This is a genomic window from Pristimantibacillus sp. Z349TD_6, from assembly GCF_056173205.1.
In genome coordinates this window covers 4233913-4255316 of the sequence record NZ_CM149662.1, presented here as the reverse complement: position 1 = coordinate 4255316, position 21404 = coordinate 4233913, and the positions used below count along the sequence as shown (strand labels likewise).

At 40.2% G+C, this 21404-nt stretch carries 19 protein-coding genes and 1 pseudogene; 10 read left to right on the top strand and 10 right to left on the bottom strand.

Annotated elements, in window-relative coordinates; all coding sequences use genetic code 11:
- Positions 1 to 4 precede the first annotated feature (4 nt).
- The gene (locus AC0VYE_RS18540) at positions 5 to 379 is read left to right on the top strand and encodes a DoxX family protein (protein WP_076265768.1); all 375 of its coding nucleotides are present in this window, start codon (positions 5 to 7) and stop codon (positions 377 to 379) included.
- A 93-nt stretch (positions 380 to 472) separates the two neighbouring features.
- On the opposite strand, the gene AC0VYE_RS18535 is transcribed toward AC0VYE_RS18540, so the two are convergent.
- A complete protein-coding gene (locus AC0VYE_RS18535; RefSeq protein WP_076265769.1) occupies positions 473 to 1234 on the bottom strand; it encodes an SDR family oxidoreductase in 762 nt (253 codons plus the stop codon).
- A gap of 172 nt (positions 1235 to 1406) precedes the next feature.
- Here AC0VYE_RS18535 and AC0VYE_RS18530 point away from each other — a divergent pair, with 172 nt between their 5' ends.
- A complete protein-coding gene (locus tag AC0VYE_RS18530; protein ID WP_076265770.1) occupies positions 1407 to 2021 on the top strand; it encodes a TetR/AcrR family transcriptional regulator in 615 nt (204 codons plus the stop codon).
- Positions 2022 to 2071: 50 nt separating this feature from the next.
- On the opposite strand, the gene AC0VYE_RS18525 is transcribed toward AC0VYE_RS18530, so the two are convergent.
- Both AC0VYE_RS18525 and AC0VYE_RS18520 read right to left on the bottom strand, forming a co-directional pair.
- Positions 2072 to 2986, bottom strand: coding sequence for a sugar phosphate isomerase/epimerase (locus tag AC0VYE_RS18525; protein WP_256710756.1), 915 nt, complete (start codon positions 2984 to 2986; stop codon positions 2072 to 2074).
- 77 nt (positions 2987 to 3063) lie between these two features.
- Complete coding sequence (locus AC0VYE_RS18520) at positions 3064 to 3411, bottom strand: EamA family transporter (protein WP_475442516.1); 348 nt, start codon at positions 3409 to 3411, stop codon at positions 3064 to 3066.
- Positions 3412 to 3627: 216 nt separating this feature from the next.
- Between AC0VYE_RS18520 and AC0VYE_RS18515 the strand changes: the two are divergent.
- The 4 genes and pseudogenes from AC0VYE_RS18515 to AC0VYE_RS18500 all read left to right on the top strand — a co-directional run.
- Positions 3628 to 4449, top strand: a pseudogene (locus tag AC0VYE_RS18515) (chitinase); the annotation flags it as partial.
- A gap of 332 nt (positions 4450 to 4781) precedes the next feature.
- Entirely contained in the window at positions 4782 to 4982 is a 201-nt protein-coding gene (locus AC0VYE_RS18510; RefSeq protein ID WP_076265772.1) for a copper ion binding protein, read from the top strand.
- 24 nt (positions 4983 to 5006) lie between these two features.
- Positions 5007 to 7436, top strand: coding sequence for a heavy metal translocating P-type ATPase (locus tag AC0VYE_RS18505; RefSeq protein WP_475442515.1), 2430 nt, complete (start codon positions 5007 to 5009; stop codon positions 7434 to 7436).
- A gap of 160 nt (positions 7437 to 7596) precedes the next feature.
- A complete protein-coding gene (locus AC0VYE_RS18500) occupies positions 7597 to 8289 on the top strand; it encodes a DUF7002 family protein (protein WP_475442514.1) in 693 nt (230 codons plus the stop codon).
- 150 nt (positions 8290 to 8439) lie between these two features.
- On the opposite strand, the gene AC0VYE_RS18495 is transcribed toward AC0VYE_RS18500, so the two are convergent.
- Positions 8440 to 8832, bottom strand: coding sequence for a winged helix-turn-helix transcriptional regulator (locus tag AC0VYE_RS18495; RefSeq protein WP_475442513.1), 393 nt, complete (start codon positions 8830 to 8832; stop codon positions 8440 to 8442).
- Between the two features lie 114 nt (positions 8833 to 8946).
- Between AC0VYE_RS18495 and AC0VYE_RS18490 the strand changes: the two genes are divergently transcribed.
- From AC0VYE_RS18490 to AC0VYE_RS18480, 3 genes are all read left to right on the top strand, one after another.
- Complete coding sequence (locus AC0VYE_RS18490) at positions 8947 to 9966, top strand: zinc-dependent alcohol dehydrogenase family protein (RefSeq protein WP_475442512.1); 1020 nt, start codon at positions 8947 to 8949, stop codon at positions 9964 to 9966.
- Positions 9967 to 10808: 842 nt separating this feature from the next.
- A complete protein-coding gene (locus AC0VYE_RS18485) occupies positions 10809 to 11816 on the top strand; it encodes a zinc-dependent alcohol dehydrogenase (protein WP_475442511.1) in 1008 nt (335 codons plus the stop codon).
- An 88-nt stretch (positions 11817 to 11904) separates the two neighbouring features.
- Positions 11905 to 12819: an AraC family transcriptional regulator gene (locus tag AC0VYE_RS18480; RefSeq protein ID WP_475442510.1), complete on the top strand. Its 915-nt coding sequence runs from the start codon at positions 11905 to 11907 to the stop codon at positions 12817 to 12819.
- 73 nt (positions 12820 to 12892) lie between these two features.
- Here the strand turns inward: AC0VYE_RS18480 and AC0VYE_RS18475 are convergent, their stop codons facing one another.
- From AC0VYE_RS18475 to AC0VYE_RS18465, 3 genes are all read right to left on the bottom strand, one after another.
- Entirely contained in the window at positions 12893 to 14161 is a 1269-nt protein-coding gene (locus AC0VYE_RS18475) for an alkaline phosphatase (RefSeq protein WP_475442509.1), read from the bottom strand.
- Positions 14162 to 14271: 110 nt separating this feature from the next.
- Complete coding sequence (gene nagA / locus AC0VYE_RS18470) at positions 14272 to 15429, bottom strand: N-acetylglucosamine-6-phosphate deacetylase (RefSeq protein ID WP_475442508.1); 1158 nt, start codon at positions 15427 to 15429, stop codon at positions 14272 to 14274.
- On the bottom strand, positions 15422 to 16192 hold the full coding sequence (locus AC0VYE_RS18465; protein ID WP_256710758.1) for a DeoR/GlpR family DNA-binding transcription regulator: 771 nt from the start codon (positions 16190 to 16192) through the stop codon (positions 15422 to 15424). Before AC0VYE_RS18465 ends, nagA begins: the two co-directional genes overlap by 8 nt.
- A 914-nt stretch (positions 16193 to 17106) precedes the next feature.
- On the opposite strand from AC0VYE_RS18465, the gene AC0VYE_RS18460 reads away from it, so the two are divergent.
- Positions 17107 to 18384, top strand: coding sequence for an ATP-binding protein (locus AC0VYE_RS18460; RefSeq protein WP_076265782.1), 1278 nt, complete (start codon positions 17107 to 17109; stop codon positions 18382 to 18384).
- A 53-nt stretch (positions 18385 to 18437) separates the two neighbouring features.
- Here the strand turns inward: AC0VYE_RS18460 and AC0VYE_RS18455 are convergent, their stop codons facing one another.
- The 3 genes from AC0VYE_RS18455 to AC0VYE_RS18445 all read right to left on the bottom strand — a co-directional run bounded on the left by AC0VYE_RS18455 (position 18438) and on the right by AC0VYE_RS18445 (position 21236).
- On the bottom strand, positions 18438 to 20345 hold the full coding sequence (locus tag AC0VYE_RS18455; protein ID WP_475442507.1) for a glycosyl hydrolase family 18 protein: 1908 nt from the start codon (positions 20343 to 20345) through the stop codon (positions 18438 to 18440).
- A gap of 193 nt (positions 20346 to 20538) precedes the next feature.
- The gene (locus AC0VYE_RS18450; protein ID WP_076265783.1) at positions 20539 to 20817 is read right to left on the bottom strand and encodes a YxcD family protein; all 279 of its coding nucleotides are present in this window, start codon (positions 20815 to 20817) and stop codon (positions 20539 to 20541) included.
- A gap of 2 nt (positions 20818 to 20819) precedes the next feature.
- Positions 20820 to 21236, bottom strand: coding sequence for a hypothetical protein (locus AC0VYE_RS18445; protein WP_076265784.1), 417 nt, complete (start codon positions 21234 to 21236; stop codon positions 20820 to 20822).
- Positions 21237 to 21404: the final 168 nt, after the last annotated feature.

Below are 21404 nucleotides of genomic sequence, written 5' to 3'. Positions count from 1 at the left end.
TACAATGGAAATATTAGCGTTGGTATTGCAGGGACTATTGGGTTTGATGTTTTTGATGGCTGGATTCGGTAAAGTATCGGGGTCGAAGATGCATGTTGACGGCTTTAAACAATGGGGATTGCCGCAATGGTTCCGAGTTGTAACGGGTGTCGTTGAATTAATAGCTGCCATTGCTTTAATTATTGGATACTGGGAGCACAGTTGGGCTGCGGCTGGCGCGTTACTGCTTGGCGTTACAGCTATCGGAGGTACATTAACTCATGTACGTGTAAAAGATTCTTTCAAACAAACTTTCCCAATCATTCTCGTAGGTGTCTTATCTTTTGTACTATTTTTTATCCGACTATCCGATTTATCTGATTTTCCTGGGTTTAACTAAGCTGTATTAGAGTAAACATAATTTCGTAATCTTCATATCTATTAAAGTAAGGAGCCATCACAAGTGATGGCTCCTTTGCTATTCATTAGTGTTTTAGTATGCTGACCAACCGCCATCTGCGGTAACTACAGTGCCGTTGATAAAGCTAGAATCATCAGAAGCTAGAAATAAAGCAACGCTCGCAATTTGTTTCGGATCTGCCGCTTCTCCGCGCTGTAAGGACATACCAGCCATAGCTTGTTCGATACCAAATGGATCAGCATGTGTCATACCAGCACCAATGTTTGTTGCAACAGCACCAGGCGCGATAGCATTACATCGAATGCCAAGCTTGCCATATTGGAATCCTACATTTTTGGTAATGCCAACAACAGCATGCTTGGAAGCCGTGTAAGCAATGCCTGCGCGTGAACCAAATAGACCGCCGACAGAGGCTGTGTTAATAATAACGCCATGGCCTTGCTTCGTCATGAGGGGAATAGCTTTGCGAATAGCTCTCATAGGACCAGTCACGTTAATGTCCATTACTCTGTTCCACATTTCATCGGTAACGGATTCTGCTGGCAGCATTTGATCCATAATACCTGCATTGTTTACTAATATATCAAGTTTGCCAAAACCATTTACTGCAGTGTCAATCATTCGGGCAATGTCTTCTTCCTTCGTAACGTTTGTAACGACGCCTTTGGCTTGTCCACCAGATGAATTAATTTCCTCAACAACAGAAGTTACTGCCGCTTCATTAATATCTGCTACAACTACTTGAGCACCTTCTTGTGCGAATAATAAAGCCATTTCCTTGCCCATACCTGACGCTGCACCTGTGATTACGGCTGTTTTTCCTTGTAATTTCATTTGTATCATCCTCTCGACTAGGCAGATTGGTTCTTTCTTTATTTGACGACGTCCTGTCGTATATACTTAGGATAACAAGTTAAGTGATTATTACTATGACATTTCGAGTCAAAATGTCGTTTAAGGAATAAATTAGTTCAACAAGCATGTGAATGAACGAGGGGCTGAGCAAATGACAAAAGTGTACAATACCTTAGATGTACGTGGTGTCCGCACCCGCACATTTCTCAAAGAAGCGCTGTTATCACTGATGGCTGTCAAAAGCTATAACCAAATAAAAATTAAAGAAGTAACAGAAATAGCGGGTGTAAACCGCGTGACCTACTATGATCATTTCTCAACGAAAGATGAGCTCCTTATGGAGCTTATTGAAGACGTGCTAACTGAATACGCCGATATTATTGAAGGCGTTACAGAATTTCCGGCGTCGAAGCGACCATCCATTGAATATATGAAGACGATCAGGTTATCCGTTGGACATATAAAAAAGCATTCCGATTTCTATAGCATCATGCTGCTTGGAAATGGCGTTCTTAACTTTTCGGATCGACTACATGATCAAATGTTTGAATCTTTGCTTCAATTAGTCCGACGGATGGGGCAGCAGAATCCGGAAATTGAATCAGACCTGCTTGTAAACTGGATTGTTGGAGGGGCTATAGGAATATATAAATACTGGCTGCAAAATGGGATGCGGCAAACCGAGGAAGAAATTTCGCGTCAAATGCTGAAAATAACGATGGCTTCTAGTCAGGTTTTCAATTTGCGTACATATGTCATTCCATAAGGCAATTTAAAAAGCTGCCTCTAATTAGTATGGCAGCTTATAAGTGTATATTATTTATTTAGAATGCTATCTACCCATAAGTAACAGCTTTCTAATTGTTGATCGCTAATACGATCAGACCTGTGCTCGAACATGATCCTTACTTTATTATTTTCTTCTCTAATAATGTTCAAATAATCTTCTATCGGTGCCCATCCCTCATCGGGGCTGAGTTCGGGGAGTGCCGGATGGTGTCTATTTTGAATGGTATCGGTAATTTGCATGTTTGACAAATGAATCGAAGCAGCATATTTCGTATACTTTCTAAATATTTTTCTTGCATCTAACGAAGGATCTATACACTCTTGATGAAATAGTCTTGCTGTATCTAGGCAAAGCTTAATTTTCGGGTATTTTATAAGCAAATTTTCCAAGAAATCCGTATCATAGATATACTTATTTAGTGCGTCAAACTCCAGTAATGGGGTGAAATGATATTGCTCGCTTTTTGCCGTAAGCCAGTTAAAAAGGTATTCGCTTTTTTCAACGAATTGCTCAAAAGAATAATTGCTTTCTAAAATGTATTCCGTGCTATTCGTAAATTTCCATGTATCCCAGTTGACGCTGTCATCCAATAGGACTGGTTTTGGATAATGGAACAAAATATAATCAAGTGGCGCTGTTGCTAAATAATTCAACTCTTCTTCGATATTGTTGAATGCGTCAGTTCTAATCTCATCATCTAAGGATAAAATTAATGCATCTCTTAGTCTTGAAGCATTAGCTCGCATTGGAAAATGAACTCCGATATGAAACCCTCTTTTTTTTGCTTCTTCAACAAGCTTTAAGTAATCTTCATGGGTATGGAACAAACATGCTTCAATCCCGTAAAAACTATCTCTAAAATCCTTTTCATATTTACGGTCATCGAATCCTCCGTATTGCCCGATCATAAATTGTTTGATGAAAATCTCCTCCTCTTCCATAGACGTCATTACAATTCGACAGAAAACCCCATTTTCCTGTTATAGAAGTCATAAATCATTGTTTTTTATGGAAGTGCCTACTTTTGTTTAACGAGAAACAGCCCAATAACGATAATCACTAAGCCAACACAATTTTTCCAATTGGGGAATTCTTTTAGAAACAAGTACCCCATAATTAACGAAATTAATATTTCCAAACACTTAGCGGCTACTAAAGTAAAGCTAAGATTCCCGGAAGATTTGAGACCATACTTTACACCATATCCAATAGACAAATTAGCCATTAAAAAGAAGGGTAACATTAGCAATTGAAACTTTAAAGTTGACCAAAATTGGGGCTCGATATGTTTCCCTTGATAAGAAAAAATAAAATTAACTACAAACAATCCTCCAAATAAAAGCCCGAAGCTATACAAGTAAGTCATAAGAACCTCCAACTGTTGATGTTAAATTCGTTTGTTTCTTTATGAATTGCATGTAAAAAATCTTTGATCGCTTTCGTCGATTAATGTTTCCTGAAGCCAACTTTTTTATCCATGACAAAGATTTAATCTGACAGAATACTTGAAAAATCGAGCTGTTTAAAATAATTATCATAAATAATCAACGATATCATTTTCTTTGCAGGAGGTAAGAACTGTTTAACTGAGGTGTCAAATATTAAGTTAAAGGTTAGCACACGCAAAGGAGTCAACAGCGCTCAAGAAATACATAGATTGGATAAGGATGCTAGAATCGAGACACTGATCTCCCGTTCGGCTGAGTTTAATTCGCCAGACAATTTGAAGAAGGAAATTGAAACGGTAATCATCGATTTTGGCACATTCCTCAAGGAGGGTTTTAAGAAAGATCGTAAGCGTGAGCTCGCCGCATTTCTTGCCAATCTTGCACATGAAACTGGCGGAGGCTGCGCTACAGCACCTGGCGGTGAACTGAAATGGGGACTGTTCTGGAATGAAAATATTGCTGGAAGAACGGGTGTAAATGAATCCGCTTTCGTGGATGAAGCAAGCAGTACTCTATATCCGGGTGTAACGGGCAACCGTTATTATGGACGCGGACCGATCATGTTGAGTTGGAATTTCAACTACGGCTTGTTCAGCTCTATTATTTATGGAGACAAAAACGTACTTCTTAGCAATCCAGAAATCGTCGCAGCGGATGGTAAGGTTGGTTTCATGACTGCTATTTTATTTTGGATGACACCGCAGGCGCCTAAGCCTTCAGCTCATGATGTTATCGTGAACAAATGGAAGCCATCGAAAGAGGATATTGCAAAAGGTTTAAAGCAGCCAGGATTTGGCGTTACCATCATGGTCCTTAATGGATTGGAAGCGAATTTGGGAGAGACGGAAGGCAGCTCAGTCAAACGTCGTGCTGGCCACTATCGTGATATAACAAGCAGCATGGGGATTGATATCAAAGGCGAGAAAATTGATACATTAGGGATGAAGCCGTTTTAACAAGGACTTTCATCGAAATGAAGAGAAAGCATCGTTTTAAGTGATGCTTTCTTTTTTTGTTATAGGCGTTTTATTATTTTCATCCAGTTTAACTTGTAAATGAAATAATCGAAAGGGATAACATACTACGCATTATGTGCAAATTTCTCTGTTTCAGAAGGAGTAAGCAAATGGTCAATGACACAATATAGAAAGAAAAGAGATAAAAAGATTGACACAATATACGGTAGGGGGGTATAGTGTGTTTATGAAGAAGAGCATACAAATATTAAGCGTAGGTATTTTCAATACGAAGATAAAAATAAATCATTCACATAAAGGAGATATGAACAATGAAAAATGTAACATTGAATGTTGAAGGAATGTCTTGTAATCACTGTGTTAATTCGATCGAGGGAGCATTAAAGACGATAGGTGCACAAGGAAAAGTGGATCTGGCGAGTGAATCGGTTCAAGTTGTGTTCGACGAAAGTAAGCTAACACTTGAAACGATCAAGGAAACCATAGAAGAACAAGGGTATGAAGTTCATTAATCGAGAAAAAAAGAGGTGATCATCATGGAAGCGACTAGCTCAGATACGAAGCAAACTTCTCTGCAAATTATTGGGATGACTTGTGCAGCTTGCGCGAATAGGATTGAGAAAGGATTAAATAAGCTTGAAGGTGTTTCGGAAGCGAATGTAAATTTTGCAATGGAACGTGCTACCGTTATTTATGATCCAAGCAAAACAAACATTGCAAATATGGAACAAAGCATACAGAAGCTTGGGTACAGCACGGCGAAGGAAAGCGTTGATTTGCAGTTAGTTGGGATGACTTGCGCAGCTTGTGCACTTAAAATCGAGAAAGCATTAAATAAACTGCCTGGCATCACGAATGCTACCGTTAATTTCGCAATAGAGACTGCTCATGTAGAATTCAATCCTTCAGATGTAACTTTGTCAGATATGCAAAAACGAGTCGAGAAACTCGGGTACAAAGCAGTGCCAAAACAAGAGGTTGGCGATCCGGCTGAGCATCGTCAAAAAGAAATTAAACAACAAAAACGCAAGCTTCTCATATCTGCCATCTTGTCGCTGCCGCTGCTTTGGTCCATGGTGACTCATTTTTCATTTACATCATGGATTTGGATGCCAGAAATTTTTATGAATCCTTGGTTTCAGCTTGCACTTGCAACTCCGGTTCAATTTTATGTCGGAAAACATTTTTATGTTGGAGCCTACAAAGCACTTCGCAACAAAAGTGCCAATATGGATGTTCTGGTAGCTCTAGGCACGTCAGCCGCTTACTTTTATAGCCTATACCTGACAATAGATTGGGCAACGATGTCTGGAAATATGCACCACAGTCCATCCATGTATTATGAAACAAGCGCAGTTTTAATTACTCTCGTTATTCTCGGTAAACTATTTGAAGGTTTGGCGAAAGGGCGTACTTCTGAAGCAATCAAGACACTAATGGGATTACAAGCCAAGACAGCTTTAGTTGTTCGTAATGGGCAAGAGCTAATAATTCCTGTCGAGGAAGTGCTTACTGGAGACGTTGTGCTGGTAAAACCGGGTGAGAAGGTTCCGGTGGATGGTGAAGTCATCGAAGGTACTTCAGCGGTGGATGAGTCCATGCTGACTGGTGAGAGTATTCCAGTAGATAAAAAAATTGGGGACCATGTAATCGGAGCGACGATTAACAAAAATGGTCGGTTGAAAGTGAAAGCAACAAAGGTCGGCAAAGAAACGGCTTTAGCGCAAATTATCAAAGTGGTAGAAGAAGCGCAGGGTTCAAAAGCACCAATACAGCGTGTTGCTGATGTTATCTCTGGTATCTTTGTACCAATCGTTGTTGGAATCGCACTTGCAGCTTTTGTTGTATGGTACTTTTGGATAAGACCTGGTGACTTCGCTAATGCTTTAGAGATCGCGATTGCGATTCTTGTCATCGCATGTCCATGTGCTCTTGGTCTTGCAACACCTACGTCAATAATGGCAGGTTCTGGTCGTGCTGCAGAGCTTGGAGTTCTCTTTAAAGGCGGCGAACATCTCGAATCAACGCATAAAATTGATGCGATTATTTTGGATAAAACAGGAACGGTGACCAAAGGCAAGCCCGAATTAACGGATGTATTTGTGGAGTCGATGGATGAAGAAGCTTTCTTGCGTCTCGTCGGCGCAGCTGAGAAAAATTCAGAGCATCCGCTTGCGGAAGCAATTGTATCCGGCATATTGGCTAAAAATATTGAGCTTCCAAACGCTGATGAATTTGAAGCGATTCCAGGGTATGGCATTCGGGCAATTGTGGATGGCAAAGAGATATTAGCCGGTACTCGGAAATTGATGGGAAAATATAATATTCAAGCGGAGCATGCTTATGAACAAATGTCCATCCTAGAGCAAGCAGGAAAAACTACGATGCTGTTCGCGATTGATGGACAATATGCAGGCATGGTAGCCGTTGCTGACACCATTAAGGAGACGTCAAAAGAAGCCGTTTCTCGTTTGAAGCAAATGGGGATTCAAGTCGTTATGATTACTGGTGACAATGAACGTACTGCCCAAGCTATCGCACGGCAAGTTGGCATTGATCATGTGCTGGCAGAAGTACTTCCAGAAGGCAAAGCTGAAGAAGTGAAGAAATTACAAGCACAAGGCAAAAAAGTAGCGATGGTTGGTGATGGGATAAATGATGCACCGGCCTTAGCAATGGCGGATATTGGAATGGCAATTGGTACAGGTACAGATGTTGCGATGGAGGCTGCTGATATTACACTAATGCGCGGTGATCTGAATAGCATCCCTGATGCCATCTTTATGAGCCGCAAAACGATGGGCAATATTAGACAAAATCTATTTTGGGCGCTGGCTTACAACTCGTTGGGTATACCTATTGCAGCAATCGGATTGTTAGCCCCATGGGTCGCAGGCGCTGCTATGGCACTTAGCTCCGTATCCGTTGTGTTAAATGCACTTCGTTTGCAGCGGATGAAAGTATAACTAGCAAAAAATTCGATATTAATCAAAGAATCTTTATTAAAATTGGTTCTTAAAAAAGGTCGCCATCGGCAACCTTTTTTTTGTATCTATGTTTTTACTCTAATGATGGGAATGGTTCAATCGGATTCGTGAAATCATATGAGCAGAAGGAGAGGGCATAGTGGATAAGAAAACGATCGTTTCAGCGATAACAAAATCAAAAGGCAGGAAAAGCCTTTACCATTTTACACGCGTAAGGAACTTGCCTGCAATTGTACATCATAATGCACTTTGGTCGAGCAAGCATCTTTATCCATTCCATATCGGCGAGCGGCGATCAGAGGTCAAAGAAGTTAAATATTTCGAACATACGGTTGTCATTAATGCACATCTAAGGATTGTTGAGAGTATGATGGATGCGAATTGTACACATGAACAATTTCGGGCTTATCTTGATCAACATGTATTCTTTTGGCCCACATTAAAGGATTGTCGCAAAATGTTGGATACATACAAACGAAGAGAACCGGATGAAGCATTTGTTATTTTGCAGTTCGAAGCTTTTCCATTATTGATGGATCATTATTCGGATGTTAAATTGTCTAAATACGATTCGGGGAGTTCACCAAGATTTCCAAAGAGCTGCAAGTACAAGAAAAGTTTAGAGATGTTTCTTTCGTTAGATGATTTCCAGAAAAAACGGAATAGCACTGTTCCAGTGAAAGCTTCTGAAATACATGAGCTGCTGTTCAAGGACCAAGTTATAAATCTTGATCAATATGTACAGGTCATTTATGCTGATCATGATAATGGATTACCTGAGAACTGGAGAAAACTTGTGAAGCCGTTAGAAAGTTTCTCGCAGCGTTTATGATACTTCAATTACATATGAGGTCATTTCTTTTATTTTTGCTTGTTTAAAGGCGCTGCAATACACATAAATGCAAGTTTCAGGTGGCCAGCTACAAAGAGCAGTTATTTGCATAAGGACACTAACGCTCAGTTGGTGGTTTTTTGTGTTGTATTATTCCTTTTTGTTTGCTTGATCAAATGATAATCTAGCCAATTCAACAAGAGAATAATTTGTTCTCGTCCATTGTTTCAAGGCACTCAGTGGTTCGAGCAAAGACTCGCCCAGCTTGGTGAGCGAATACTCAACGATTGGTGGAACAGACGGAGTCATATCTCGCTGAACCAAACCGTCACGTTCCAATTGCCGCAAGGTTTGCGTTAGCATTTTTTTTGAAATTCCATCAATCCGTTTGCTAATTTCTCCGTATCGAATAATACCGTCTTCCAATGCATAAATAACCAATGCTGACCATTTGTTTGCAATGATTTCAAGTACTTTGCTGTATGAGCATTCAGATATTGAAATGTCGGGTTGAACGGTTTTAAGTGAGGATGATGCTTTCATTTTAGGACCTCCTTATGCACTTTTTGGTTCATTGGAAACTTTAAAGTGCCTTCTTACTTTATTTTAGTTTGTATATTATTGTATGTCTATATAATCCATAAAGGAGAGAATATTATGAAAGTATACGAAATTAACGGTGAATTTGGAATTGATCGATTGAAGGCATCCGACCGCCCAATACCAGTGCCCCGTTCAAATGAAGTTCTTATCAAAATGCATGCGGTTTCTTTAAACGCTAGAGATTTGGGCGTCATTGATGGGTTTTATAACCCCAATTTAAGTACGCCATTAATTCCAGTATCAGATGGAGTAGGTGAAGTTGTGTCTCTGGGAGAAAACTCAAACAAATTCAAAATTGGGGATAGAGTAAGTGGAATTTTCACTCAAAGCTGGATTACTGGTGAGCCGACACAACAAAACTGGGTAAGTACACTAGGCAGTCCCTTGAATGGACTGCTCGCGGAATTTGTTGTGCTTCCAGAAGAAGGGTTAGTTCATGTACCTGATCGATTGACGGATATAGAAGCGGCAACCCTGCCTTGTGCAGGCGTGACAGCATGGCATGCTCTCATTGAGGAAGGCAAGATTAAAGCGGGCGATACCGTTGTCGTACAGGGGACAGGTGGCGTCTCCTTGTTCGCACTTCAATTCGCAAAACTGTATGGAGCAACTGTTATTGTAACATCAAGCAGTGACGATAAGCTTAATAGAGCGAAGGAAATTGGCGCGGATTTCGGCATTAACTATAAGCAAACACCCGAATGGGATAAGGCTGTACTTGCACTGACGGAGGGACGTGGAGCAGACCATGTTGTTGATCTTGGCGGATCAGCTACGTTAAACAGATCGATCTCAGCACTCCGTGTAGGTGGGCATATCAGCATAATCGGCGGTTTATCGGGGTTTCGTGTAGAAGGATTTGACATTATCCCTGCAATTGTTAGAAAAGCGCGCCTGCAAGCGATCAACGTAGGCAGCCGGGACATGTTTGAAGCGATGAATTTTGCTATTGAACATAGCAGGTTTCATCCCATAGTTGATTCAGTGTATCCTTTTGAACGTGCGGTAGATGCTCTTCAGTACTTGATGAAGGGGTCATACTTTGGGAAAGTTGTTATTTCATTTAAACAGTAATTACATTATTTTTAAGTTGAACATGATTCTTATTAAACAATCTCATATCCAACATTTCCCCGTTCGATAAGGGAATAAACACAAAAAGCCCATAAAATGGGCTTTTTGTGTTCATGCTATTTAAGAAAATACTCACTGTCTGAATAGATGGAAGGCATTAAGCATTCTGATTAGTAGCCACAGCCGCCGCCAAAGATGCCGCAACTACAAGCTATAATCACCAACAAAATGAACAGAACCAGGATAATACCAATACTGTGATTAGCACCACCAACAAATCCACCCATCAAACATTCACCTCCAATGTTTAAAGTACACTGTAGTTTATGTGCGTATGGTACGGTATGATTGGACGTTTGTTCTGTAAGGATGTTTGCCCAATAAGCTGTTTGTAAGTAAAGAGAAAGCCCATGGCATGGACTTTCTCTTTTTTACTATGAGATGTTATAGGTTAAATGAGCATACATTGTGGCAGGTGCTGTTAAGGTTTTATTCATTCGACGTATGACAGAACAGGGTTTGTTATCTAGACAGTTTTTGTCCTAAGCGCGGTCACGGCAGTGAGTAGCGATAATAACCAACAAAATGAACAGAACTAGAATAAAACCGATATTTTCCATCAAACATTCACCCCCTGTGTTTTGACTACACTATAAATTATGTATTGATAGAGCGAAGTGATTGGATGGTTGTACTGGTATGATAATAGCCTTATAGAATACAAACATAGCAGCTCATATTATTTTCGGTGTTTTAGATAAAAAATCGTTTAGGCGAGCAAAGACATCGACATCACAAAGTTTTATATTAATAGTGAAAGCATTTACAGAGGAGTGATTTCGATGGAAAATACAAAAGTCATGTTCGTGAGCCCCTTACAAGTTGAGACGGTTAAAGAGAATTACACTCTAAAAAAATTAAATGAGAATGAAATATTTGTACAATTGATATATTCCCTCATTAGCCCAGGAACTGAACTAGCAATGTTAACAGGTAAAGAAGAATGGGCTAAGCTTCCGCTATGTCCGGGATATGCGAGCGTAAGCAAAGTAATGGAGACAGGTGAGGGCGTTAAAGATTTGAAGCCAGGCGATAACGTGTTTCATTATGGACAACATAGCAAATATCAAGTTGTTAACACGAATGAGCTATGTATTCAAGTTCCTGAAAATCTGGATTTAAAATGGGTGCCATTTACCCGCATGGCTACAGTCGCCTTCACTTCGGTACGTGTATCTGAAATTGAAATTGGTGACTTTGTAAGTGTGACTGGGCTTGGATTAGTCGGTAATTTGGCTGCTCAGCTAGCTCGGCTTCAGGGAGCTACGGTTATTGGGGTCGATTTATCGAAAGAAAGAATTCGGACTGCAGAGACATGCAGCGTGGATTACACGATTGATGGTGGAGTAGAAGATACAAAGCAACGGATATCAATGTTAACCAAGGGTGCTGGTGTATCCACACATATTGAGGCAACTGGCGTACCTGCGGTCGGAGTTGACAGTCTGAAGTGGATTGCTAAGCTTGGTGAAATCATTTTCTTGGGAAGTCCTCGCGGAGAGTACAACACAGATGTTACTGATATTTTAAACTATTGTCATCTTTATGGGCGAGGCTGTATTACGTTTAAGGGCGCGCATGAGTGGCGTTATCCGGTTGAACCTAATGAGTTTGTTAAACACTCTTTAGTTAGAAATTCAATAATTGTATTTGAGCTTATGAAACAAAAAAGGCTGCAGATCGAACCATTAATAAGTCATGTGATTAAGCCGGAGCAAGCACAAGAAGCGTACGAGGGACTAAGAGTCAATAAAGATCAGTATAATGGTGTATTGTTTGACTGGTCTTAAGCGGATAACGGCTGAATGATCTATTCATGCGGATTAACAGATTTAATTATGAGTAATTTTAATATGCTTCAATTATAATGGGAGGAGGATGAATAGACGCGTTACGATAGCAGGGGTGAAAGTTATGGATGAGTTTTGGATGAACAGCATATCGCCTTTCGTAAGGGCGGTGAGAGTGATGACGACTTCATCCTTAGCCGGTGAATGGATGGATCACGATCATGTATTTACCTATATTGAACAAGGCGAAGCTGAGTTTTTCTTGCGCGGTGTTAAATATAATGCTCAAGAAGGCGATGTGCTGTTGATGCATCCCTTTATGCCTCACATTATTCGATCGATCTCCGATCAACCATTAATTCAATATATTTTTCATTTTGATCTATATTATGATGCGGAAAGAAGTTTATTGGATTTCACAACAGCTTCCAAAATTCATAATACTTACACTGTGGATAAGGAAATGCAGTTAACTTCCATTGTTCCCATTTCACACATACAGTTGGCAGACAGGATAGAGCTGAAAAAGAAGTTTTTGCAGCTTCACAAACATTTCCAGGAGAAAAGAGCTGGACATTTTTTATTAACAAAATCAATCTGCTTGGAGCTGTTATATTTATTTTTTAAAAATCAAACGGATCGCAATGAAGGGAAATGGACTAAAGGCTGGGCATTCATTGAAAGAGCAATCCATTTTATCCATGACAGTTATCAAGATCCTTGTTTAAATAATGTTTCTATAAGTAAATATGCCGGGGTGTCTACGAATCATTTGTCTCATTTGTTTAAGCAGCAGCTTGGGATATCCCTTCATAAATATGTAACGCATATTAGAATTGAGCATGCAAAATTACTGATCATGGAAGGGAAGTATACCGTGACAGAAATTTCTGAAAATGTAGGTTACTCCAGTATTTATTTATTTAGTCGTTCATTTAAAGCTGCTGTAGGCATAACACCCAGCGGCTTCGCGGGTGCACAGACTAAAGTCATACAATTGTGAGAAATGCCGCCAGATCACTGGCGGCATTTCTGCTTTGTGCTGTATTCAATTGTTATGGGAAGACAATTTGTTGTTATTTTTTAATTTTAAGTCCTAAAGCTTGCATGAGTTTATGAAATACATCTGTATTTTCGTAGATTCCTGTAAACAACTCAGCATTTGGACCCATAGCTGTAATCGGAATATCTACGGCAGTATGGCCTGATGTTGTCCAATCCACAACAAAGTTAAATTTGCTGTTAGCAACGGCGAAAGGACCATCTTCTTTGGAAATTCCGTCGCCGGACTCATCATCGGCATTCACTTCTTCGATGGAGAAACCGCCAGTTTCATGATCGGCTAATACGAGGACAAGTGTATTCGGGTTTTTCTTGGCAAAATCTTTGGCGACCTGAACGGATTTATCCAATTCTTGACCGGCTTTGATTGTCATTTTGGCATTGTTTTGGTGAGCAAACTCATCCGTTCCTTCTTCCTCAACCATTAGGAAAAAGCCTTTATTATTTGTAGCGAGTGTATCTATCGCTTTTTTAGTCATCTCTGCTAGAGAAACAACGGGGTTATAAATATCGCCTTCGCCTTCAGGCTTTTGTTGGAACATTTCTTCATTAGCGAACAGACCAAGCAGCTTGCCTTTTTTCACTTTTTGCATTTCTGTTTTGCTTGAAACGTAACTGTATCCTAATTGTTTTGCTTTATTTACAAGATTTCCTTGTGTTCCTTTGCTTTTTTCAGAAGGATCTTCGCTCGGCTCATCTGGGAATTTACCAGGCTCTCCAGCTGGGTACCAGAAATCTTCGCCTCCACCGAGAATGACGTCAACTTTGCTTTGTGTCAATAGCTGCAAAGCGATCTCACTTTGTTTAGAACGATCATCTACATGTGCGCCGAAAGCAGCTCCCGTAGCGTCAGTTACCTGACTTGTTGTTACAATTCCAGTTGATTTTCCAGATTCCTTGGCGTATTCCATGATCGTTTTTACTTTTACTTTATTGGCATCCATTCCAATTGCACCATTGTACGTTTTCACACCGCTGGCATATGCCGTAGCTGATGCAGCTGAATCGGTTACAGGAACAGTAGAGCTCGTATGCAGCAAACCTACGTAAGGCATTGAATCCATAGCGAGGTTGCCTTTTAAGCCGACGGTAGCAAGGCGGATAGCATCACGTTGAGCCATTCCCATCCCATCACCAATAAACAAAATGACATTTTTCGTTTTTGTAGAAGCAGCTTCAACTTGATTAGGCGATTGTGTACTGATAATGCTCGTAATCAGAAGGGCAGTAGCTGCTGTACCTACAATCGCGGCCTTAATTCCGTTCTGTTTAACAAATTTCATAAATTCCCTCCTAAAGTAAGTTTACTATTTTATAGTAGAGTAATTACATTAAGAGAGTGTTTTCTTCATTTCTTGTTATTGTAAAAGATGGTTTCTCAATCTCCGCTCATTCAGATAACATTACCTTTAATCATGGTCCATTCTACTTGGAAATGTTCATTCAACAAAACAAGATCGGCATCTAATCCTGTTTTGATTGTACCTGTATTATGATCCATACCTAATATTCGTGCAGGAGTTGTTGAGGCCATTTGAATAGCGTCCAGCAAGGAAATACCGGTTTCGGTCGTGAAGCGGAGTGCTTCATTCATCGTAACTACACTAGAGGCTAATGTTCCATCCGCTAGCTGCGCAACGCCATTGGTTACTGTTACTTGATGGCCGCCAAAGAGATAGCTGCCATCTCCTAAACCCATGGCTTGTAATGCATCTGTGATCAGTACCATGTTTTCGGGTCCTTTCATGCGATGCATCAAACGAACAATAGCAGGATGGAGGTGGACGCCATCGACAATGGCTTGAATACTCACATGATCTGCTTCAAAAGCAGCAGCGACGAGCCCGGGATCCCGATGATGAATCGGACGCATGCCATTAAAGCAATGTGTAACATGGCTAGCTCCAGAATCAAATGCTAACTTAGCTTCCTCATACGATGCATCGGAATGTGCGACAGCAATGATAACTCCCATTTCTTTCAAATAAGTGAGGAGTTCCATTCCACCGGGTAATTCTGGGGCTATCGTTACCATTTTAATAAGTCCATCTGCTTCTTCGAAGATTCGCTTCATCTCACCAAGATGCGGATGACGTAAATACTTTTCATTTTGCATCCCTTTACGCTTCGGATTCAGATAAGGTCCCTCTAAATGAAGTCCAGCAATTTTGGCGCCGACCTCAATCCCAACGACTCGTTTAACACTACGAATCATAGCTAATAATTCATCCATTGTTGAGCTTACTGATGTAGCAAGAAACGAGGTGCAGCCCGTTGCAGCACAAGCCCGAGAAACCTCTTGAATACTCGTTTCTGTTCCGTCCATCATATCGAACCCGTTAGCTCCATGTATATGCACATCGATCATGCCAGGGATTAACCATTGCCCGTTCCCATCTATAAGCTCATATTCCTCATCTGGAAGGGGCAAAAGGGGAGTATGATTATTTTCTATTTTTTCGATGATTCCATTTCTAATCCAGACGGTACTAGCTGGTAAAATAGCATCAGGCTGAACGATTTGAACGTTATGCACTATTTTATTATTCATCTTTATTTTCCTCCTCGAGTTTGTTGTTTATCTCAGAGCAAATAACTGTTATGTTTTTCTGATCAAGTATTTCTTCTATTTCACTAGGCACTTCTTGATCGGTAATTAAAATATCAATATAGTCAAAATCTAAACGATAAACCGACTTGGTTTTAAACTTCGTAAAATCAGCTACAGCGATAACCTGGTCTGATCTGCGTGCCATCTCTTTTTTGATATGAGCATCCTCTTCAAACGGGTAGTAGAGACCATCTGATTGAATCGCCGCGGCGCCAATAAACACTTTATCAGCTCTCATTTCACGAAGCTTTTCAATGACGGAGGGACCATACAGCAAGCGGTTCTTCACGTGTAAATAACCTCCGAGTACATAAACCTGCAGATCATCCCGATCAGAGAGAATTCTTACGATGTCTATGGACTGAGTAATAGCTGTAATATTTTTCGCGGAGATTTGTTCGGCTACTGCCTGCACCGTTGTAGAAACGTCTAATATGACCGTCTCATGATCATGTATGAGCTTTGCTGCAACCAAACCAATATTGATTTTGCTATCTGTTTCATCTATTAGCCGTTCCTGATAGGAAGCAAGCTCCTTTTGTAATTGAGGAGAGGCTACTCCACCATGTGTCCGATTGACTACACCTTCTTGCACTAATTTAACGATATCTCTCCGAGCTGTATCCCTTGATACACCGAGATGGGTACAAATATCCATGACACTCATCGTTTGATGTTCTTTTAAATATTCGAGTATTTTCAATAATCTCTGCTCTTGATAGATGATGAACACCTCCTTGTAAGTAAGTTTAACGCATTTTTTAAGTAAATGGAAGTATTATTTAAGTATTTTAAAGTAATAAATAAGTAAGTTGAAGTAACTTGTAGGATATGAGGATTGAAAAAGGAAGGTCAGTGTCGGTGGGAACCTTGTTCACGATCGTTCAAGAGCTGAATTCAACAGGGAGTTATTTTTATTCCAACTCTGTTTGTGATGAATCATTATATGAAGTTCCATGGCGTTATTTGGTCCATTGTCATCGCTAATGAACTGCTCTTTGTACTTCATAATAATAAGTTGACGATAGCGCCGGAAATGGGGTTATTTGAGGGCTGAAACGTAAACGGTAGGAACAAGAACGGAATTAAGAGCATTGAGGACATTGTCAAAACTGATTCGTAAGCCAAGTATTGTCTGAGGTCATTTTTGTGGAGATTAGAACCTATTTTTAAAGATTGTATATAATGGGGTATACGTCCACAAGGAGTGAAATAAATGAACAGTAAGGAACAGATTGATGAGGCGAGAATAACACTTATTGGCAGATTACGTTAGGTGGATCCGTTCTTTTCTTTATTGGTTCACTGATTGTAGCAATTATTGGATACCAAGCCTACGTAGATTTACTTATTCCTCAATGAATGTATATATAAAAATATAAGGAATATATAGGTTCTTTTCATGGCAGCAAAAAAAGGGAAAAGCACAGAATTTACGCATAGTTTCCTAATATCCTTAACGAGCTCATGTCATATGACATGGGTTTTTCATTTTTGCTGATTTCTTCCAAAAATTTCATGATTATTTTCTATTTTTTATGATATTATACAGGGGACAAGATCGTTTGAAAGAATGAAGAAAAAATAGCAAAAAGGAGAGGGAATTGATATCTAGATATGATAAATCAATTATTAATTCATCTAATTATCATATGTTTTCCGATCTTTATCCAACAATTTTTTTATTCTCGAAATAAATTAATTAATAGAATTTCTTATCAAGTTCTAAATGGATTTGTGTTTGGAGCATCCTCTATCCTTTGTATGGCTTATCCTATTTATGTGATGGGCAACTTTCATGGCGATTTAAGAAGTATTCCTTTAATTGTTCTGATCATTTATAGCTACGAGTACATTTTACCTGGCATTATTGCCCTTGCTGCTGCCATCATATACTGCTTGTGTATGGGAGGGGATGATGTCTTCCTTTCTACAGCAACATTGTTGCTAAGTGTGGGGCCTTGTTTCTTCTTTTTAAAGTCGTTGCGTAAAAAACAAGCTGCCAGACGCATGCTGATTTGTATGAACTTATCGATTTATTCCGTTATTGTGTTCATTTTATCTTTTTTTGTCTATCTCGAGATTAACTCCTACACAAACGAGATTCATTCAGACTGTATTTTCATCATTTCGATTTTAGCTGCAGCATCATTTATTGGAATGGGTGTCTCTATATTACTGAAAGAGCATTTTATCGAAACGGCATATTTGAAAAATGAGCTGGAGCGTAGTGAAAAATTGAAGATCGTAAGTCAAATTGCTGCTTCCGTTGCTCACGAGGTGCGAAATCCTCTGACGGTAGTGAAAGGATTTTTACAGCTATTGAAGGAATCTGTCGATGACAAAAAAAAGGATTACTTGAATATTGCTTTATCTGAATTGGATAGAGCAGAGTATATTATTTCTGATTATTTGAATCTTGCTAAGCCGCAAGCCGATCAGCTGGAAGTAATCGAGATTTCCGAATTTCTGGTACATACATTGGAAATTATGAATTCTTACGGGTTAATTCAAAATGTGCAAATCCACTTAAACTGTAATCAAACGGATCTTTATATAAGGGCAGACAAACCGAAACTGACTCAAGTGATATTAAATCTAATTAAAAATGGGGTAGAAGCGATCCCAGATAAAGGCGAAGTGACTGTCAATGCCTATTATTACAAAGAGGAAATTTGTATAGAAATCATTGATACTGGAAAGGGCATATCCAGAGAGGAATTAGAGCAATTAGGTACCGTTTTTTTTACGACAAAGGAAACGGGGACTGGCTTAGGCATTTTGGTAACCTTTCGGATTGTCGAAGCATTAAAGGGTAAAATTGCTTTTCAAAGCGAGCTTGGAATGGGGACAAAGGTATTGCTGAAATTCCCTGCCGTAGATCAATTGAAATAAGTCTTTAAATGAATAATAGCCCCATTCTCCATAGGAGAATGGGGCTATTCATATTATTTATTGCGAAGCATCATCGTCCACAAATCAGAGCTTTCATAACCGAGGCGCCATGCTGCAACGCCAGCCAAATCGTAAGTTTTGGCTATATCGATACGAGCTTTGACCGTGTTTTCGGTTTCAGCCCAGAATAAATAGGTGAAGCCGTCTTTGGTATACTTATATTTCATCTGTCCAGATTCCGGGTCCATCTCACCTTGAGCGTTCGTATCTGCAATAAGCTTAGGAATTTCCTTCATAAAGATGGCACGGTTGCTGACTAGCTTATTCGTGCTGTCAAGCTTCCATTCGCGTACGTAAAAAGGAATGCCAAGCATAAGCTTGTTACGCGGAATGCCATAGCTCAAAAATTGCTTAACGCCTTCTTCAACCCAGTTGAGGCCAGCAACAGAACCAGGCACCTCGCTTCCTTTCCAATGCTCATCATAAGCCATAATGATAATTGTATCGACGACCGCCGAAAGAGCGGTATGGTCGTAAGCGGTTCTATCATTCCAGCTTAAGCTGCCGCGTGGCAAATCGATAGATATTTGCATACCTTTGTCATGCACGGCTTTAGAAAGTGCTGTAACAAAGGCGGTATAGGCAGCCCGATCCGTTCCAGCGACCTCTTCGAAATCAAGATTGATGCCTGCAACACCGAGCTGAGTAAGCTTCGCTATAAGCGTCTTAATGAATGCTTGCTGGGCGGTATTGTTCTTTAAAAACTCCGTCGTCATTTTTTTGTTAAATTGATTGTGAACGAGCGGCATTACCTTAATTCCTTGTTCTTTGAAAGTGTCTACGACTACTTGATCTGAAGTGTCGATCATTGAGCCATCCGCAGCGGAGAGCTCAAACCAAGTAGGGGAGTCAATCGACAATCCTTGCGTATTAGCGACATGGCTGATAATCGTTGCGCTTGTTGCGCTGCCATTCCATCCCATATAAACTAGGCTTTTGGTATTGCTGAAAATTTTACGACCTTCGCTCGTTTGAACGGTGCTGTTCGCAAAACCCTTCGCATACGCAATTGCACCAGTCTTTGTATTAAAGGCTCTTAATTTTTTGTCGCCTTGATAAACGGCTAAATAAGGAATACCGGACCAATATACTTTCTCATTGAAGGTAACCTCTGCATTTGGTGTTTTTTTCGCAAGCTGTACAGCCCCATCTAAGCTAATAGAAGAGCCTACCACGGCACCATTTTGTTTTACTAAATAAGCGGGTACATTCGAATGAACGATCTTACTCGTTGCTGTATTTAATACCTGACTGCCAGAAATGGAATATGAGGCATTCATAGCATCGAGAAGGTAGGAATAAAGCGGTAACTCTTCTACAGGTGCCCCATCCACAGTAATTTGATAGACGGGTGCAGCAGCGCGCTGTGCTTTAGTTTGTGCAGCTGTCTGATTTCCCCAAACCCATTTGTTCGTTGTTAAATCGATTACATGGGCATTGCCCCATTTTTTGGCTTCCTGCTTAGCGGCAGCAAGTGTAAGGAAGGACCAATTGTCACGAGTGTTATCGCCTTGATAAAGCTTGAACTTGGAGTAAGATTGATAACTCCAGCCAATGTTTTCAAGATCACGGATATGTACGTTTGTAAGGTTTTTAGCAACAGATAATGCTTGATTGTAAGTGCTAAACTCCCATTTTGGGAGAGTTTGACCGTTCTGATAAACCTTGTAACGAGGGAAGTTATCCCATACCCAAGCACGATCGGCAATTTTCTCGACATGACTGTAACCGAATTTCCCGGCATAGGAAATCGCTTGCGCCTCCGTAGTGAACTCACGGAGCACTTGGTCATTTTGATAAACACGGAATTTTGTCATTTGATTTGCTGCAGCATCTGCAATGCCTGCCGTTGCTGTCATGATTGTTTGGCAAAAGAAAAGCAAAAGCAGCGCTGTACTCATTTTTTTTCTCATAGATTTGTCATATACACTCCTCTCTAGTCTAATGATTAGACGCAGGGAGGACGAGGATGTTGCTGGAAATCTATTAATATTTCTCTAGTAATTATTGGGAGAGCATATTTCAGCACAAAAAAAAGCATCCGCTAGCTGCTTATCCGTAAGATAATGCAAGCTATTGGATGCTTTTTTTATGCTAATCGGAAATGTCTGCCCAAAATTCTTCATCCGCATCGAGCGTAATGTTGGAGCGGAAAACGCGCCGATTATATTGTGTGAACATATATTGCTCGATAGCCTCGAGGATATTCGCTTCAATGATGTACTGGCTGCGGCCCTTCACCCAAACCTCGGCCGTATACCCATACTCTTCTTCCCATGAGAGCTGCACTTCCACATCGGTAGGGTTAACTCCCCGTCGTTCAGACATATGAAGGCAGATAGCGTTTATAATCTCATCTGTATAGATGCGCACGATTAGTAGGGTCTCCGTTGATCTGGCGGGTTACGCTTGCTGCGCAGATATACGAATGCTACACGAATGAGCATGATGATGGCGAAGATAGCCATTAAATTAATCATTAGACCAAGAATATTACCGAATGCGCCCATGCCCGCGAACAAACCGCCGAACATCAAGCCTGCCAAACCGCCAATCATTAGGCCTTTCATCAAGCCGCCGCCGCTAAAAAATCCAGGTTTTGTAGCGCCAGTAGTTGCTCCAGCTTTCTTGCCTGGGTTCGATTGATTAACGTTATCCGATTTCTTAGGGTTTTGCGTAACGCTTTGTTTCGGAGATTTCATTCCGCCTCGTGGTTTTGCATCGGCATACTGTCCGAAACCTAGTGTGATGAATAGTGTGAGTGCCAGCATGACCATGAATCCCTTTTTCATCTGTGTGTTCTCCTCCTGATATCTTTAATACATTCTTTACAAACATAGATAATATACGCCTAATAGACATGATGGTTTCATTTATTTCTATAGGATTGGTTTAAATGTATGAAAGTATAAGCGACATATGCTAATATTTTTATTATAAATGAAACGATGAATTCGATT

Coding starts and splice junctions, on each gene's coding strand:
- AC0VYE_RS18540 (WP_076265768.1), top strand. CDS start 5: ATGGAAATATTAGCGTTGGTATTGCAGGGACTATTGGGTTTGATGTTT.
- AC0VYE_RS18535 (WP_076265769.1), bottom strand. CDS start 1,234: ATGAAATTACAAGGAAAAACAGCCGTAATCACAGGTGCAGCGTCAGGT.
- AC0VYE_RS18530 (WP_076265770.1), top strand. CDS start 1,407: ATGACAAAAGTGTACAATACCTTAGATGTACGTGGTGTCCGCACCCGC.
- AC0VYE_RS18525 (WP_256710756.1), bottom strand. CDS start 2,986: ATGGAAGAGGAGGAGATTTTCATCAAACAATTTATGATCGGGCAATAC.
- AC0VYE_RS18520 (WP_475442516.1), bottom strand. CDS start 3,411: ATGACTTACTTGTATAGCTTCGGGCTTTTATTTGGAGGATTGTTTGTA.
- AC0VYE_RS18510 (WP_076265772.1), top strand. CDS start 4,782: ATGAAAAATGTAACATTGAATGTTGAAGGAATGTCTTGTAATCACTGT.
- AC0VYE_RS18505 (WP_475442515.1), top strand. CDS start 5,007: ATGGAAGCGACTAGCTCAGATACGAAGCAAACTTCTCTGCAAATTATT.
- AC0VYE_RS18495 (WP_475442513.1), bottom strand. CDS start 8,832: ATGAAAGCATCATCCTCACTTAAAACCGTTCAACCCGACATTTCAATA.
- AC0VYE_RS18490 (WP_475442512.1), top strand. CDS start 8,947: ATGAAAGTATACGAAATTAACGGTGAATTTGGAATTGATCGATTGAAG.
- AC0VYE_RS18485 (WP_475442511.1), top strand. CDS start 10,809: ATGGAAAATACAAAAGTCATGTTCGTGAGCCCCTTACAAGTTGAGACG.
- AC0VYE_RS18480 (WP_475442510.1), top strand. CDS start 11,905: ATGAATAGACGCGTTACGATAGCAGGGGTGAAAGTTATGGATGAGTTT.
- AC0VYE_RS18475 (WP_475442509.1), bottom strand. CDS start 14,161: ATGAAATTTGTTAAACAGAACGGAATTAAGGCCGCGATTGTAGGTACA.
- nagA (WP_475442508.1), bottom strand. CDS start 15,429: ATGAATAATAAAATAGTGCATAACGTTCAAATCGTTCAGCCTGATGCT.
- AC0VYE_RS18460 (WP_076265782.1), top strand. CDS start 17,107: ATGATAAATCAATTATTAATTCATCTAATTATCATATGTTTTCCGATC.
- AC0VYE_RS18455 (WP_475442507.1), bottom strand. CDS start 20,345: ATGAGTACAGCGCTGCTTTTGCTTTTCTTTTGCCAAACAATCATGACA.
- AC0VYE_RS18445 (WP_076265784.1), bottom strand. CDS start 21,236: ATGAAAAAGGGATTCATGGTCATGCTGGCACTCACACTATTCATCACA.